Below are 15,860 nucleotides of genomic sequence, written 5' to 3' on the forward strand. Positions count from 1 at the left end.
GCGGGACGCGGGCCGACCGTACGGCATATGGCATGGGTGCGGCTAGAACGCCGCTTGTGGGCAGGGGGGTTGGGAACCCTCCGGCGGCGCTTGTCTAGAAGGCGGCCTCGTCCAGGTCCATCAGCGACAGGTCCACGTTCTCGGCGAGCGCGCGCTCGGCCGAGACGCCCGGCAGGACGTTGGCGGCGAAGAACTTCGCCGCCGCGATCTTGCCCTGGTAGAACGGCCGGTCCTTGGCGGAGGCCGTCTCCAGCTTCTCGGCGGCCACGGCGGCACCGCGCAGCAGCAGATAGCCGACGACGACATCGCCGGAGGCCAGCAGCAGCCGGGTGGTGTTGAGACCGACCTTGTAGATCGAGCGGACGTCCTCGCCGGTGGCGATGAGGTCCTTGGTCATCGCGCCGACGATGGCCTCCAGGTCGACGGCGGCCTTGGCCAGCGCGCCGCGGGCGACGGCCAGATCCTCGCCGCCGGTGGAGACCGCGAGGAACTGCTTGATCTCCTCGGCGAGGGCGTTCAGCGCGAGACCCTGGTCGCGGACGATCTTCCGGAAGAAGAAGTCCTGGCCCTGGATGGCGGTGGTGCCCTCGTAGAGGGTGTCGATCTTGGCGTCCCGGATGTACTGCTCGACCGGGTACTCCTGGAGGTAGCCGGAGCCGCCGAAGATCTGGAGCGACTGCGCGAGCTGCTCGTAGGAGCGCTCCGAGCCGTAGCCCTTGACGATCGGCAGCAGCAGGTCGTTGAGCGCGGTCAGCGCGGACGCGTCCTCGCCCGCCGCCGTCTTGACGGCGATCTCGTCCTGGAGGGAGGCGGTGTAGAGGACGAGCGCGCGCATGCCCTCCGCATACGCCTTCTGCGTCATCAGCGAGCGGCGCACATCGGGGTGGTGGGTGATGGTGACCTTGGGCGCGGTCTTGTCGGCGAAGTTCACCAGGTCCTGGCCCTGGACGCGCTCCTTGGCGTACTCCAGCGCGTTGAGGTAGCCGGTGGACAGGGTGGCGATGGCCTTCGTACCGACCATCATCCGCGCGAACTCGATGATCATGAACATCTGGCGGATGCCGTCGTGCTTGTCGCCGATCAGCCAGCCCTGGGCGGGGTGGCGGTCACCGAAGGTGATCTCACAGGTGTTGGAGGCCTTCAGCCCCATCTTGTGCTCGACGTTGGTGGCGTACACGCCGTTGCGCTCGCCCAGCTCGCCGGTCTCCCAGTCGAAGAGGTACTTCGGTACGAGGAAGAGGGAGAGCCCCTTGGTGCCGGGACCGGCGCCTTCGGGGCGCGCCAGCACGTAGTGGAGGATGTTCTCCGACATGTCGTGCTCACCCGAGGTGATGAACCGCTTCACGCCCTCGATATGCCAGGAGCCGTCCTCCTGCTGGACCGCCTTGGCGCGGCCCGCGCCCACGTCCGAGCCCGCGTCGGGCTCGGTGAGGACCATCGTGGAGCCCCACTGCTTCTCGACGGCGATCTCGGCGACCTTCTTCTGCGCCTCGTTGCCCTCCTCGAAGAGGATCCCGGCGAAGGCGGGGCCCGAGGAGTACATCCAGATCGCGGGGTTGGCGCCCAGCAGCAGCTCGGCGTAGGACCACACCAGGGAACGGGGGGCCGTGGTGCCGCCGATGGGCTCGGGCAGCCCCAGCCGCCAGTACTCGGAGTCCATGAAGGCGCGGTAGCTCTTCTTGAAGGAGTCCGGCACGGGCGCGGTGTTGGTCTCGGGGTCGAAGACCGGCGGATTGCGGTCGGCGTCGGCGAACGACTCCGCCAGCTCGTTCTCGGCGAGACGGGCGACCTCCTCCAGCACGCTCCTGGCGGTGTCGGCGTCCATCTCGGTGAACGGGCCGCTGCCGTACACCTTGTCGCGTCCGAGGACCTCGAAGAGGTTGAACTCGATATCGCGGAGATTCGACTTGTAATGCCCCATGGAAACGGCTCCGTAAGGATCGGAAGTCAGCGTGCAGACCGAGGTATCTGTATGTAGCTACGATGATGCTACCCGTCGGTAATAAGTGGCAACCCCCTGGCGGTGAACTGTGACTGGTTACTCTTGCGGGCATGTACGGCTACGACCAGAGCCAGGGCGCCCACCAGCAGCAGTACGCACCCCAGCAGCCCTACGGGGCCCAGCCGCAGGGGCAGCCGCTGTACCCCGAGCCGTCACCCCCCTCGCTCGCCGACGCGGTCCGCGCCTTCACCACGGGCTCCCTCTCGGCCGAGGACTTCCAGCAGATCTTCGCCACGTCCAAGGTCTACTGCCCGCGCGGCGACAACCCCGGCTTCCTGGCCCTGCACAACACCCAGCAGCCGGTGATCCCGATGTTCACCTCGCTGAAGGAACTGCGGAGGTACGCGGGCAAGGAGTCCAAGTACTTCGTGATCACCGGCGCCGAGGTGATCGACCTGCTGCCGACGGGATACGGCTTCGTCCTCGACATGGAGGGTGAGCACCGGATGGTCTTCGACGCGAAGGCCGTGGAGCAGATGGTGGACTTCGCGATGCGGCGGATGTACGGCTGAGTCCGGGGCTGATGGGGACTGGCGGGTGAGGTGATCACCGCGTGGTCATCACCGTTCTGTTGTGTAGGCACCGCTCTGTTGTGTGAGCGCGGCTCTATTAGGTGAGCGCGGCTCTATTAGGTGAGCGATGCTCCGGAGTGGGATCGGCGCTCTGTTGTGTGAGCAGTGCTCTGATCTGAGAGCGGCGCTCTGGTGTGTGTCCGTTGCGTGAGCGGTGCTCCGGGGGCGGATCGGTGCTCCGGGAGGGGGTCGACGCTCCGAGGAGCCGTCGGTGCTCCGGGGAGGCGGACGCTCGCCGCTGAGGCTTGATGGGCGCGCCGGTTCGGCCGAGACCGCCGAGAGTGGGGCCCGGGAGGAATGTCTCCCGGGCCCTGTCGCGTTGTGGGTGGCAAGAAGTTCATTGTTCAACTAAAATGAACGCACAAGGAGGTAGTCCCATGCCCGCCGTGACTGTAGAGAACCCGCTGACCCTGCCCCGCGTCGCCGCTCCGGCGCAGCACACCCCCCGGCCCGTGCTCGCCGTGACCACCGCGCCCAGTGGCTTCGAGGGCGAAGGATTCCCGGTGCGCCGCGCGTTCGCCGGGATCAACTACCGCTATCTCGACCCGTTCATCATGATGGACCAGATGGGCGAGGTGGAGTACGCGCCGGGCGAGCCCAAGGGCACGCCGTGGCACCCCCACCGCGGCTTCGAGACGGTGACGTACCTGATCGACGGCACCTTCATCCACCAGGACAGCAACGGTGGCGGCGGCACCATCCAGAACGGCGACACCCAGTGGATGACCGCCGGTTCCGGCCTCCTCCACATCGAGGCGCCCCCGGAGCAGCTCGTGATGTCCGGCGGCCTCTTCCACGGCCTCCAGCTCTGGGTGAACCTGCCCGCCGCCGACAAGATGATGGACCCCCGCTACCAGGACATCCGCGGCGGCCAGGTCCAGCTGCTGACCTCCCCCGACGGCGGCGCCCTGCTCCGCGTGATCGCGGGCGAGCTCGACGGCCACGAGGGCCCCGGCATCACCCACACCCCGATCACGATGATCCACGCCACCCTCCGTCCGGGCGCCGAGATCACCCTCCCCTGGCGTCAGGACTTCAACGGCCTCGCCTATGTGCTGGCGGGCCGGGGCGCGGTCGGCACCGACCACCGCCCGGTCCACATGGGCCAGACCGCGGTCTTCGGCGACGGTTCCTCCCTGACGGTCCGCGCCGACGCCACCCAGGACGCGCACACCCCGGACCTGGAGATCGTCCTCCTCGGCGGTCGCCCGATCCGTGAGCCGATGGCGCACTACGGCCCGTTCGTGATGAACACCCAGGACGAACTGCGCCAGGCGATGGACGACTTCCGCGCCGGACGGCTCGGGACCGTGCCCGCGGTGCACGGGATGTGAGCCCCGCACGATGACACGGCAGGGGCCGGCGGGGTGAACTCCGTCGGCCCCTGCCGGGATCGGTGGCCCGTGGCGTGCCCGAACCAGGGGGTCGTGCCAGGTCAGTGCCGGGTCATGGGCCCGGACTCCCCGCGGCCGCACCGGATGTCACCCGTGCGGCCGCGTGGACAGGACGGCCGCGTCCGTCCGTGATCGGGTGGAAGGGTGCTGACCCTGCTACCCGAGCCGGTGCGGCGGCTCGTCGCGTGGTGCGTCGTCCTGCTGCTGGTCTCCGGGGTGGGTGCGGTGGTGCTGTGGCTGATCGGCACCCTCCGTACCGCCGTGACCCCGGTGCTGCTGGCGCTGCTCGGGACCGCGCTGCTCGGGCCCCTGTACCGCAGACTGATCAAGATGGGTGTGCACCGGTCGCTCGCCGCCGGGCTGACCTGCGTTGCCGTGGTCGCCGTCGTCGGCGGCGCGACGTACATCATCGTCGCCGCGCTCCTCGACACCGGTGACCAGATCCTCGCCTCGCTGCGGGACGCCGCCCAGGGCGTCACCCAGCACTTCGGTGCGGCGGGAACCTCGCTCACCGATCTCGCCGCCAGCGCGAAGGAACTGCTGAGCAAGTTCGGCGGCACGGCCGCCTCCGGTGTCATCACCGGCCTGAGTGTGGTCGGCCAGATGATCGCCACCGCCGTACTGGCGCTGCTGCTGATCTTCTTCTTCCTGCGCGACTCGGACAAGGCGTCCGACCTCGCCCACTCCATCGCCCCCGGCACCCACGCCGAACTGGTGGAATCGATGGGCCGACGCGCCTTCGAGGCCGTCGAGGGCTTTATGCGCGGAACGACCTTCATCGCCGCCATCGACGCCGTGCTCATCACCGCCGGGCTGCTGATCCTGCGGGTACCGGGCGCGGTGGGCCTCGGCGCGCTCGTCTTCGTCGGCGCGTACATCCCCTACCTCGGCGCCTTCCTCTCCGGCGCCGTGGCGGTCCTCGTCGCCCTCGCCGACCGGGGGTGGGTCGTCGCCCTCTGGGTGCTGGGCGTGGTCATCGGCGTCCAGGTACTGGAGGGCCACCTCCTCCAGCCGATGATCCAGAGCCGTACGGTCCAGATGCACCCCGCGGTCATCATGCTCGCGATCACCGCGGGCGCGGGCGTCGCCGGGATCCTGGGCATGCTGCTCGCCGTCCCGGTGGTGGCGGCGGCGTTCGGCGTGATCAGCGAACTGCGCCAGCGGTACGGGGCCGCCCCGCCGGAAGGGGAGCGGGGCGGCGGGGCGGTGGGGTCGGATACGGCTTGAGGGGCTGGCCCCGCGATCAGTAGTGCTCGGCCTTCTCGCCCTCAGGGACCTGGAAGCAGCCCGAGACGAGGCTGAAGCGCAGGGCCGGAGGATTGTCGTCGCCCACCTTGCCCTTCTCCCACAGCTCGACCCTGACACCGAACTTCTTCTCGTGGTGGTCGGCCGTCAGAGCGAGGGTGTTGGCCTTGTTCTTGAGCCGTTCGTACGACACGACCTCCCAGCCCTGCCTGGGGAGGCCCTCCTTGACACGGTCCATGGCCTGGGCGGCCTCCGCGTCGCTGGCCCCGGTGACGCTCCAGGAGTGCCGGATCAGAAAGTTGCGGTCCTTGTCGTCGCCGCATTCACTGCTGCCCGGACCGCCACCGGAGTTCTCTCCCTTGAGGGCGGCGAGGTCATAGAGCTGACTGGAGAGCTTCTTCGCCTCGTCGTCGACGTCCTTGACGCTGCGGGTTCCCGCGATCTCCGTCTTCTTGGAGTCGTCCGAGTTGTTCATGCTGCATCCTGTCAGTGCGGTGAGCGCGGCGACGACCACAAGGGCGCCGGAACGGGATCTGGTCACTTTTCCTCTACTAGTCCGTATTGGCCGGTCGCCACCGCTGCCTGGTTGGACAGGCTCTTGGTGTCTTCCTTCCAATAGTCGCTGTGTCCCGTGGTGTCCGTGGACATCTGGTTGGCGCCGAACGGCTCGGAACTGGGCGTGAGCCATACACCCCCGCCGAGCCTCCACTGGCTTCCGCCGTGACCGAAGCCGCCGAGGTCCGGGACGGGGTCGTCCTTGGCCTCCTGGTTCCATACCTGCCCCTTGGGCACGTCCAGTTCGTCAGCGGAGCCGACCTGCACGCCGGGACTTCCCGCGAAGACGACGTCATCGGCGTTGAGGTCGCCTTGGCGGGCGGCGGAGCCGATGAGTGTCGAGCCGTAGGAGTGGCCGATGGCGGTGTGATGGCCGCCTGACTCGGTGGTGTTCGTGGTGTTGAGTCCGTCCATGAACGTGTTGAAGGCCGGGGCGCCATCGTCCGCGTAATGGCTGAACGGCGCGTCCTTGACGATGCTCTGCGGGGCGTCATAGCCCAGCCACATGACCGTGGAGACGTTCCCCGCCCCCGGCATGCTGTCCGACTCACGCCAGAGGTTGTCCATCCGCTTGATGTCGCCGTCGATCTTTCCCAGGTTGGACGTGGTCCCCGGGACGTACGCGGCGGTGTGGTCGGCCGTGTCGGGGTTGCCCGAGGCGATGATGGCGCGGCCGTAGCCGTCCGGGGAGAAGCCGAGGACGTATGCCTCGGGCAGGCCGTTGCGGCCGGTGCGGTCGAAGCGTTCCTCGATGGCCTTGATGCCGTTCTCCACCCGCGTGGCCTGTTCGTGGCGGTCGCCGTACTCACGGTTCCACTTGGACCACTCGTCCGTGGGCACCGGGTAGCCGCGGTTCCAGAGCGGATAGGTGTTCTTGGGGACCGGTTCGGGTGGGATGGCGGCGAGTTCGAGCTGGTTGCGGGCCTTGGTTTCGGCGAGGACAATGCGGTTGGCGTCGTCGCGGGCGGTGGAGGGGATGCCGTCGAGGGCGCCGATGGAGGCGGGGTAGAGGGTGGTGTACTCGTCCCGTTGTTCCTGGGTGAGGTTCTTCCACCAGGCGGCGTTCTCCTGGGCGGACTTGTCCTGGGGGATGGCGTTGTCGTCGGAGTAGGTTCCGGCGGCCTTCTGGACGGCCCTGATGTCCTGGCCCGCGTCGGCGAGGGCGCGGGAGTCGACGGCGAGGCCCGCCGTGGTGGTGAGTTTGCGCAGGGCGTCGGCGTAGCGGCCGTCGATCTCGGCGGCGGAGCGGACGGCCTGGGCGATGCGTTCGGCGATGTCCTCGGCGGCGGAGCGGTTGGGGTCGCCCTGGCCCTCGGCCTTGCCGGGGAGGAGGGGGACGGGGGCGCCGGGGTGGGCGGTGCCGCCCCGCGGGGTGGTCAGCAGGGGGCCGGCGGAGGGCGGGTACTCGACGGAGCCGTCCGCGTGCACGGTGAACTTGCGGTTCTCCGCGTCCTCCAGGGCCTGCTTGAGCTTGGACTTCGGCCCGGCGAGTTCCTTGGCCAGGCCGTTGAGGGCGGTGCGGATCAGACCGCACTCGATGTGGAGGTACTGGAAGTTGCGGGAGAGCTGGCGCAGGTTGGAGACCGACGTCTCGGCGGCCTCGCCCTTCTCCGACTCCAGGATCGGCGCCAGCATCTGGTTGTCGACGCGGTCCTGGGCGGCGTTGGAGCGGCTGGAGACCTTGCCCCAGCCCTCGGCCGCGTCCTCGAACTCGTTCAGCTTCACATCGCGCAGTTGCTGCCAGGTCGGCACCGGCGTCACCCGCCCTGCTTCGGCTGGGTCGGGGTGGCCGAGGCGATCGTGTTCCTGTTCGCCGTCTCGCGTTCGCCGAAGTCCTTCCCGGCGGCCTTCAGCGCGCCGTCCAGGCGCCCGCACTCCTCGCGTACGGAGGTGAGCCGGTCCTTCCAGCCCGGGGTGATCCCGGCCAGCGCGGCGGCCGCCGAGAAGCCCTCGGTCGCCGCGCCGACGCCCTCCTGGGCGGTGGTCAGTTCGGTGAGGGCGGTGGCGGTGCCGGTGCGCAGTTCGCCCGCGACGCTGCCCGCGCTCATCCACGGTGTCTGGTCGGCCTTGAGGTCGGGTGCGCCGCCGCCCCCGCCCCCGCCCCCGCCTTCGGCTGCCGGGTGCGCCGACGCCAGCGTCATGCCGGTGCCGGTACGGGCGCCCGCCGCGTCCGCCCCGAACAGGTCCTGCCACTGTGCGTTGAGTGTCATGGTGCCCCCCGTGGCCCCGTGATCGTTGATCGTTGGATCGCTCGAACCTAGCAACTGTCCCCGGGACGGCGGGAGGGGAGGGTGTGGCGATGCTGTGCCCGCCCGTGCCGGGGGGAACGCGCCGGGAGGGGGTCAGGGCTTGGGCGGGGACGACTCGTACAGCTCGAACCAGATCGACTTGCCCTCGCCGCGCGGATCGACCCCCCACGCGTCCGCGAGCATCTCCATCAGGACCAGTCCGCGCCCGGAGGAGGCCAGCTCACCGGGGCGGCGGCGGTGGGGCAGTTCGTCGCTGGCGTCGGCGACCTCGACCCGGACCCGGCGGGGTCCCTCGCCCTCGCCGCAGGTCACCTCGGCGACGAGCAGGGCGTTGCCGTCGGTGTGGACGAGGACGTTGGTGACCATCTCGGAGACCATCAGCACCGCCGCGTCGATCTGCTCCTCGTCGGACCAGTCGTGCAGCAGCTCCCGGACCTGCTGGCGGGCGGCGGAGATCTTCTCCGGCTCGGCCTGGGCCACGGTCATCGCGGTACGGCGGGGGGCCTCGCGCACGGGCGCGCCCTCGCGGGCCAGCAGCAGCACCGCCACATCGTCCTCGCGGCGGTCGGCCAGCGGCCCGGTGGTGTAGTGGGACACGGGCCCGTGCACGGCCTGCACCAGCGCGTCCGCGAGTTCCTCCAGGGACTGGCCCGTACCCGCCTCCAGCACCGCGCGGAGCCTGGCCCAGCCCGTGTCCAGGTCATGGCCGCCGGTCTCCAGCAGCCCGTCGGTACAGACCATCATCATCTCGCCGGGTTCCAGGGTCAGCCGGGTGGTCGGATAGTCGGTGTCCGGGTCGATGCCCAGCGGGAGTCCGCCCTCGGTGGGCCAGAGCAGCACGGTGCCGTCCGCCATCCGTACCGCCGGTTCGGGGTGGCCCGCCCGGGCCATCTCCACCTGGCCGCTGGCCGGGTCCACCTCCAGGTAGAGACAGGTGGCGAAGCGCGGGCTGGAGTAGTCGCCGGTCTGGTACGCGTCGGTGACACCGTGCAGAAAGCGGGAGGCCCGGGAGAGCACCGCGTCCGGCCGGTGCCCCTCGGAGGCGTACGCCCGCAGCGCGATCCGCAGCTGGCCCATCAGCCCGGCCGCCCGGACGTCATGCCCCTGCACATCGCCGATGACCAGCGCGATCCGTCCGGAGGGCAGCGGGATCATGTCGTACCAGTCCCCGCCGACCTGGAGGCCGCCACCGGTCGGCACATAGCGCGCCGCCACCTCCATCCCGGGGATCGCGGGCCCCAGGACCGGCATCATCGACCGCTGGAGCCCCAGCGACAGCTCCCGCTCGGTCTCCGCGACCCCGGCCCGGGTCAGCGCCTGCGCCAGCATCCGGGCGACCGTGGTCAGCACCGCCCGCTCATCGGGGGTGAAGGCCACCGGATGGCGGAAGGCGGCCATCCAGGCGCCCATGGTCCGCCCCGAGACGATCAGCGGCAGATAGGCCCAGGAGCGCCGTCCCAGCTTCTGCGCCAGCGGCCAGCTCGTCGGGTAGCGCCGGTGGTAGTCCTCGGGGCTCGGCAGATAGACCGCCCGCCCGCTGCGGACCACCTCGGCGGCCGGGTGGTCGATGTCCAGCCGCATATCGCTGAAGGGGTCCTCGCCCGCTCCCTGGTGGCCGTGGTGGCCGATGATCCGCAGCCGTTCGCCCGCCGTGCCGAAGACGGCGAGGCCATCCGGTGAGAACCCGGGCATGGAGAGCGAGGCGGCCACCCGCAGCACCTCGGCCGTGGACCGCGCCTCGGCCAGCGCCCGCCCCGCGTCCAGCAGGAACGCCTCCCGGGAGCGGCGCCAGTCGCCGGTGATCGGGGTGCGGGCCGCCGTGCCCTCGGTGGGCTCGGCCACCTCCTGGAGGGTGCCGGTCAGCTCGTAGGAGCCGTCGCGGGGGATCGGCTTGCAGCGGCACCGTACGGTCCGCAGGATCCGGCCCGCGGTGTCGACCACGCGCAGCCGCCCTTCGGCGAGGGTGCCCTCGGCGATGGCGAGGGAGACGACGCCGTTGATCTCGTTCCAGTCGACGGGGTGGAAGCGGGCCCGGACGACGGACTCGGGGTGCGGGCCGCTGTCGACGGGCAGCTCCAGCAGGCGGGCGGCTTCGGCGTCGAGGGTGACGGTGCCCGCCGCGTTGTCCCACAGCCATAGGCCGGTCGCGATGGCGGCCAGGACGTCCTCGGTGCGCATTGCCTCACTTTATTCCGATCTGGAGGGGTGGCGGGCGTCAGGGGGAGTGATACACACGGGTGGGCGCGGGGCGGGTACCGGCGGGGTGCCGCCGGGCGGCAGTCGGGTGGCCCGGGGGCGCTGTGTCTCCGCGGCTCGCGATGGGCCCGGTGGTGTGATGTTCTCGTGGCCGCCACGGGCTCTGGCGGGGTGGTGTCCCCGTGGCCCCGGCGGCCCCGGCGGCGTGGCGTCCCCGTGCCCCGGCCGCCCCGCCGGGGCGCTCCCAGGCCCGCCGGGGGCGGGCCCCGGGGGCCGTCGTCCCCACCCCTCACACCCCTGTTGTGTATATGCCAACGAGCGGCCGCGAGCCCTGGCGGTAATCTGGACGGGCCCGGCCCATCCCCGAAATCACCAAGACTGGATGAACGACGATGCATCGGTACAGGTCCCACACCTGCGGCGAGCTCCGCGCCTCTGACGTCTCCACCGACGTCCGGCTGAGTGGCTGGCTGCACAATCGCCGAGACCTGGGCGGCATCCTCTTCATCGATCTGCGCGATCACTACGGCATCACCCAGCTGGTCGCCCGGCCCGGTACCGCCGCCAACGAGGCCCTGAGCCACCTCACCAAGGAGACCGTCGTCCGTGTCGACGGCACGGTCGTCAGCCGGGGCGCGGACAACGTCAACCCCGAGCTGCCCACCGGCGAGGTCGAGATCGAGGTCTCGGCGGTCGAGGTCCTCGGCGCCGCCCAGCAGGTCCCCTTCACGATCAACGCCGACGACGGGGTGAACGAGGAGCGGCGGCTGGAGTACCGCTTCCTCGATCTGCGCCGTGAGCGCATGCACCGCAACATCATGCTGCGCTCCGCCGTCATCGCGGCCATCCGCCACAAGATGACCGCGCTCGGCTTCAACGAGATGGCCACCCCGATCCTCACCGCCACCTCCCCCGAGGGCGCGCGTGACTTCGTGGTGCCCTCCCGGCTCAACCCGGGCAAGTTCTACGCCCTGCCGCAGGCCCCGCAGCAGTTCAAGCAGCTGCTGATGATCTCCGGCTTCGACCGGTACTTCCAGATCGCGCCCTGCTTCCGGGACGAGGACGCCCGCGCCGACCGCTCCCCGGGCGAGTTCTACCAGCTCGACCTGGAGATGAGCTTCGTCGAGCAGGAGGACGTCTTCCAGCCGGTCGAGAAGCTGATGACCGAGCTGTTCGAGGAGTTCGGCGGCGGCCGTCATGTCACCTCGCCGTTCCCGCGCATCCCGTTCCGCGAGGCGATGCTGAAGTACGGCTCCGACAAGCCCGACCTCCGCGCCCAGCTGGAGCTGGTGGACATCACCGATGTCTTCGAGGGCTCCGAGTTCAAGGCGTTCGCGGGCAAGCATGTGCGCGCCCTGCCGGTGCCGGACGTCTCCGCCCAGCCGCGCAAGTTCTTCGACCAGCTCGGCGAGTTCGCCGTCGAGCAGGGCGCCAAGGGCCTGGCCTGGGTGCGGGTCGCCGAGGACGGTTCGCTCTCCGGCCCGATCGCCAAGTTCCTCACCGAGGAGAACGTCAAGGTCCTCACCGAGCGCCTCGGTCTCGCCGCGGGCCACGCCGTCTTCTTCGGCGCGGGCGATGCCGACGAGGTCTCCAAGATCATGGGCGCGGTCCGGGTCGAGGCCGCCAAGCGCGCCGGCCACTTCGAGGAGAACGTCTTCCGCTTCTGCTGGATCGTGGACTTCCCGATGTACGAGCGGGACGAGGAGACCGGCAAGATCGACTTCTCCCACAACCCCTTCTCCATGCCGCAGGGCGGGATGAAGGACCTGGAGGAGAAGGACCCGCTCGACATCCTCGCCTGGCAGTACGACATCGTCTGCAACGGCATCGAGCTGTCCTCCGGCGCCATCCGGAACCACGAGCCCGAGATCATGCTCAAGGCCTTCGAGATCGCGGGCTATGACCGCGAGACCACCGAGCAGGAGTTCGCGGGCATGCTCCGCGCCCTGCGCTTCGGCGCCCCGCCGCACGGTGGCATCGCCCCCGGTGTCGACCGCATCGTGATGCTCCTCGCCGACGAGCCCAACATCCGCGAGACCATCGCCTTCCCGCTCAACGGCAACGCCCAGGACCTGATGATGGGCGCCCCGAGCGAGCTGGCCGAGGCCCGTCTGCGCGAGCTGAACATCTCCCTGCGCAAGCCGGTCGCGAAGCCGTCCGCCCCGGCCTCGACCTCCGCCCCGGAGAAGTCCGCCGAGTAATCGCGACGGAAGCCCCAGGGCCGGTCAGCCCCGCGTCACCACAGTGGCGCGGGGCTCTTCGCTGTCCGGCGTCGTCCCGTCGGCCTCGCCCGCCCGCCAGGGGCGTGCTCCGGGGTCCCCGGGCGAGGGCGGCCCGGGGCGCCGATCCCTACGCCTTCGTACGGTCGTGCCGGAGCCGTCGGGGAAAAGTCGGTGACCGTGGGCAACCTGGTCTCGGTCCCGGCGCGTTCCCTGGGTGAGGGGCACGCGGAACAAGGGCGAGGACGGTGGGATGGGCTCCCAGGGATCCCTGAGCGCGGAGGAACGCGACGGCGACTTCGAGGCGTTCGTCGCGGCGCGCGGCCCACGGCTGCTGAGAGTGGCCTGGCTGCTGACCGGGGACGCGCATCTCGCGGAGGACCTCCTCCAGACCGTGCTGGCACGGGTCTGGCCCAAATGGGGCCGGATCACGCTGGACCACCCCGAGGCGTATGTCCGGCGCGCGCTGGTGCACACCCATGTCTCCTGGTGGCGGCGGCACTGGCGCGGTGAGGTTCCGCACGGCGACGTACCGGACGCGGTACCCGTGGCCGACGCGTACGCGGGCGTGGATCTGGAGCAGTCGCTGGCGGCGGCCGTGCGTGCGCTGCCCGCGCGGCAGCGCGCGGTGGTGGTGCTGCGGTACTTCGAGGACCTCAGCGTCGAGGAGACGGCGGCCACCCTCGGATGCACCACGGGGACCGTCAAGAGTCAGTCCTCCAAGGCACTTCGGACCCTGCGGGGTCTGCTGCCGTCCGACGACAGGGAGAGGGCTGACTGTGGTCTGGGAGCCTGACGGCCGACACCGGGACGACGAGTACGCGAACGACGCGAACGGCGGGGACACCGTGGATGGTCAGGGCGCCTACCGCGCCGACGGGAACGGGGACGACGCGTACCGGGACGACGCGTACCGCGAGGACGAGCTGAGGGTGCTGCTGGAACGGGCCGTCCCGGCGCTGAGCCCGCCGGGCGACCGGCTCCACCAGGTCCGCGAACGCGTACGGCGCACCCGGCGCCGACGGCGGGTGGCCGGGGTGGGGGTGGGTGTCCTGGTGGCCGCGGTGCTGGCGGGAACGCTGCTGCCGTCCGCGCTGCGCGAGACCGTTCCGGGTCCGGTGCTCCCGGCCGCTCCGCCATCACCGACCTCCGTGGTGTCACCGCCGGTACCGCCCGCGGAGTCGTTCTCGCCGCCGCTGGACCGGAGGGCGGCCTTCCCGGAGCTGGCCGGGCTGTCGCTGCTGGCGCCGCCGCCATGGCAGGCGGCGGTGATCCCCCCGGCGTCCACGAGGAAGCTCGCGCTGTTGCAACTGGCGACCCAGCCCCTGACACCGCCACGGGTCTGCGGGAGCGAGTGGCGCAAGTGCCTGGCGGTGTCGAAGCTGCGGCCCGGGGGCGCGCTGGTGGTCCTGACGCTCCTGCCGGGGAGCAAAGGCGCCACGCAGTTCCGTACGAGCGGGCAGCTCAGGTCGCTGATGTCGGTGAATCCCCAGTGCGCGGCGATCGGTGGAACGGCCGAGTTCCACGCGATGGTCGCCGACAAGGGCGTTCCCGACGCGGCCGTCGAGGCCCATGTCTGTGCCACCCGGCCCTGGGGTGCCGATGACGATGTGGTCAAGGACGTCCAGATGATCCTGGCGGGCGCCCGGCTCGGGGAGAACCGGTCCACCTCCTCGGAAGGGTCCGTGAAGCCGTGATCTCTCGTCGGGGGAGTGTCCGCGTGGGAGGCATACGGGCGGATGGCATGCGGGCGGAAGCCATGCGGGCGGATGGCCTACGGGCGAGGGGCGTTGTCACGGGCGCCGACGCGGGGGCCGATGTGAGGGCCGATGTGGGTGTCGTCCACGCGGGTGTCGTCCGCGCGCGGGGTTCACGTGCGTGTGGTTCCCGTGCGCGGGGCTTACGCGCGGTCGCGCTGGCCGGGGCCGCCCTCGGGCTGCTGCTGGCGGGCTGTTCGACGGATCCCGCCAGGCCCTCGGACGGCGCCGGAGCCGTCGTCCCGGCGCTGGCCGGGCCCTCGCCGCCCGCCCCGGTCCCGGCCGAGATACCCGGCCTCGGCCCCCGTACCCGGGCGCTGATCCACCCCGGCACCCGCCAGGCACTGGTGGTGACCGGCCGGGGCGAGGACTCCAGCCACGCGACGGTGGTGCTGTACGAGCGGAACCCGGTGGGCGTGGGCGCGCGGTCGGGGTCGGGGTCGGGGTCGGGAACGGGCTCGGGAACGGGCTCGGTGGCCGCGAAGTCCACCGGGGCCACCGTGTCCACCACCCCGGGATGGAGGTCCGTCTCCACCGTCTGGACCGCCCGCAACGGCCGCCGGGGCTGGACCGAGCACCACCGCATGGGCGATCTGCGCTCCCCGGCCGGGGTCTTCACCCTGACCGACGCGGGCGGCCGCCTCCATGACCCGGGCACCCGCCTCCCGTACGACCAGGGCCGGGCCTTCCGCGCCAGCGGCACCAACGTGGAGGGCGAGAGCCTGCGCGAGGCGTTCGACTACGTGGTCGCGGTCGACTACAACCGTGTCCCCGGCCGTACCCCGCTGGACTGGACCCGGCCGCTCGGGGCGGAGCGGGGTGGCGGGATCTGGGTCCATGTCGACCATGGCGCGGGGACCGCGGGCTGTGTCGGTGTCGGCAAGCCGCAGATGCGGGAACTGCTGAGACGGCTGGATCCGGCGGCGCGCCCGGTGGTGGTGATGGGGCCGGAGGAGTGGCTGGGGCGGTAGGGGGGTGGTGCCCCACGGGTACGGGGACGCGCCCCCGCTGGGGAGCGGCCCGGACGCGCGCCGGTCACCGGGCCCGGTCAGGCACCCGTCGTACCGTCCAGCGCCTCGCGGATCAGGTCCGCGTGCCCGTTGTGCCGCGCGTACTCCTCGATCAGATGCGTCAGGATCCAGCGCAGCGAGACCGCCGACGAGCCGACCGCCCGCGCGTCCTGCTCCGCGAAGGTGCCGACGTCGTCGAGCGAGGCCCCGGCGATCAGCTTCCGTCCCGTCTCGATCTCGCGCGACCAGTCCGCCCGTGCCTGCTCCAGCCCCCGTTCCGGGGTGAGCGCGAACCCGCCGCTGTCATCGCCCTCGTACACCCACGGCACATCCCGCTCGGCGAAGATCCGCTGGAACCAGTTCCGCTCCACCTCCGCCATGTGCTGCACCAGACCCAGCAGCGTCATCCCGGACGGGGCCACGGACGCCGTCCGCAGCTGCGCGTCGTCCAGGCCCGCGCACTTGAGGGCGAGGGTGGCGCGGTGGAAGTCGAGCCAGCTCTCCAGCATGGCCCGTTCATCGGCCTGCGGCGGCGGGATGACCCGCCCGTCGGGTGTGGTCGGCATGGGGGCAGCCTGGCACAGGGCCGCGCCGGTGCGGGCTATCACCGGGTGGGGGGAGGGACGGGGAAGGCCCCCGGGCCCCGGGACGGTGTCCCGGC

General features: G+C 71.0%; 13 protein-coding genes. 7 read left to right on the forward strand and 6 right to left on the reverse strand.

Annotation, left to right across the window (positions count from 1 at the left end):
- Positions 1-94: 94 nt before the first annotated feature.
- Entirely contained in the window at positions 95-1,921 is a 1,827-nt protein-coding gene (locus ACFVIM_RS23525; RefSeq protein WP_384304563.1) for an acyl-CoA dehydrogenase, read from the reverse strand.
- Between the two features lie 131 nt (positions 1,922-2,052).
- Between ACFVIM_RS23525 and ACFVIM_RS23530 the strand changes: the two genes are divergently transcribed.
- From ACFVIM_RS23530 to ACFVIM_RS23540, 3 genes are all read left to right on the forward strand, one after another.
- Complete coding sequence (locus ACFVIM_RS23530) at positions 2,053-2,514, forward strand: SseB family protein (RefSeq protein WP_384304566.1); 462 nt, start codon at positions 2,053-2,055, stop codon at positions 2,512-2,514.
- 437 nt (positions 2,515-2,951) lie between these two features.
- Entirely contained in the window at positions 2,952-3,908 is a 957-nt protein-coding gene (locus ACFVIM_RS23535) for a pirin family protein (protein WP_384304569.1), read from the forward strand.
- A gap of 204 nt (positions 3,909-4,112) precedes the next feature.
- Positions 4,113-5,195 (forward strand): AI-2E family transporter, encoded by a 1,083-nt coding sequence (locus ACFVIM_RS23540; RefSeq protein ID WP_384304571.1) that lies wholly within the window; start codon positions 4,113-4,115, stop codon positions 5,193-5,195.
- Positions 5,196-5,211: 16 nt separating this feature from the next.
- Here ACFVIM_RS23540 and ACFVIM_RS23545 read toward each other — a convergent pair whose 3' ends face one another.
- The 4 genes from ACFVIM_RS23545 to ACFVIM_RS23560 form a co-directional block, all read right to left on the reverse strand.
- Positions 5,212-5,754: a hypothetical protein gene (locus ACFVIM_RS23545; protein WP_384304574.1), complete on the reverse strand. Its 543-nt coding sequence runs from the start codon at positions 5,752-5,754 to the stop codon at positions 5,212-5,214.
- A complete protein-coding gene (locus ACFVIM_RS23550) occupies positions 5,751-7,529 on the reverse strand; it encodes an alpha/beta hydrolase (RefSeq protein WP_384304576.1) in 1,779 nt (592 codons plus the stop codon). Before ACFVIM_RS23550 ends, ACFVIM_RS23545 begins: the two co-directional genes overlap by 4 nt.
- Complete coding sequence (locus tag ACFVIM_RS23555) at positions 7,526-7,978, reverse strand: hypothetical protein (RefSeq protein ID WP_384304578.1); 453 nt, start codon at positions 7,976-7,978, stop codon at positions 7,526-7,528. The genes ACFVIM_RS23550 and ACFVIM_RS23555 overlap by 4 nt, the downstream gene beginning before the upstream one ends.
- A gap of 132 nt (positions 7,979-8,110) precedes the next feature.
- A complete protein-coding gene (locus tag ACFVIM_RS23560; protein WP_384304581.1) occupies positions 8,111-10,195 on the reverse strand; it encodes a SpoIIE family protein phosphatase in 2,085 nt (694 codons plus the stop codon).
- 410 nt (positions 10,196-10,605) lie between these two features.
- Between ACFVIM_RS23560 and aspS the strand changes: the two genes are divergently transcribed.
- From aspS to ACFVIM_RS23580, 4 genes are all read left to right on the forward strand, one after another.
- The gene (gene aspS, locus ACFVIM_RS23565; protein ID WP_384304583.1) at positions 10,606-12,414 is read left to right on the forward strand and encodes an aspartate--tRNA ligase; all 1,809 of its coding nucleotides are present in this window, start codon (positions 10,606-10,608) and stop codon (positions 12,412-12,414) included.
- Between the two features lie 271 nt (positions 12,415-12,685).
- On the forward strand, positions 12,686-13,228 hold the full coding sequence (locus ACFVIM_RS23570; RefSeq protein ID WP_384304585.1) for a SigE family RNA polymerase sigma factor: 543 nt from the start codon (positions 12,686-12,688) through the stop codon (positions 13,226-13,228).
- Complete coding sequence (locus ACFVIM_RS23575; protein ID WP_384304588.1) at positions 13,212-14,129, forward strand: hypothetical protein; 918 nt, start codon at positions 13,212-13,214, stop codon at positions 14,127-14,129. Before ACFVIM_RS23570 ends, ACFVIM_RS23575 begins: the two co-directional genes overlap by 17 nt.
- A 122-nt stretch (positions 14,130-14,251) precedes the next feature.
- Positions 14,252-15,160: a L,D-transpeptidase family protein gene (locus ACFVIM_RS23580; RefSeq protein WP_384304591.1), complete on the forward strand. Its 909-nt coding sequence runs from the start codon at positions 14,252-14,254 to the stop codon at positions 15,158-15,160.
- 77 nt (positions 15,161-15,237) lie between these two features.
- Here ACFVIM_RS23580 and ACFVIM_RS23585 read toward each other — a convergent pair whose 3' ends face one another.
- Positions 15,238-15,765, reverse strand: a complete 528-nt coding sequence (locus tag ACFVIM_RS23585) for a DinB family protein (protein WP_384304594.1) — start codon at positions 15,763-15,765, stop codon at positions 15,238-15,240.
- Positions 15,766-15,860 lie beyond the last annotated feature (95 nt).

It is taken from the genome of Streptomyces sp. NPDC057638 (genome assembly GCF_042800315.1).
Lineage (GTDB): Bacteria > Actinomycetota > Actinomycetes > Streptomycetales > Streptomycetaceae > Streptomyces.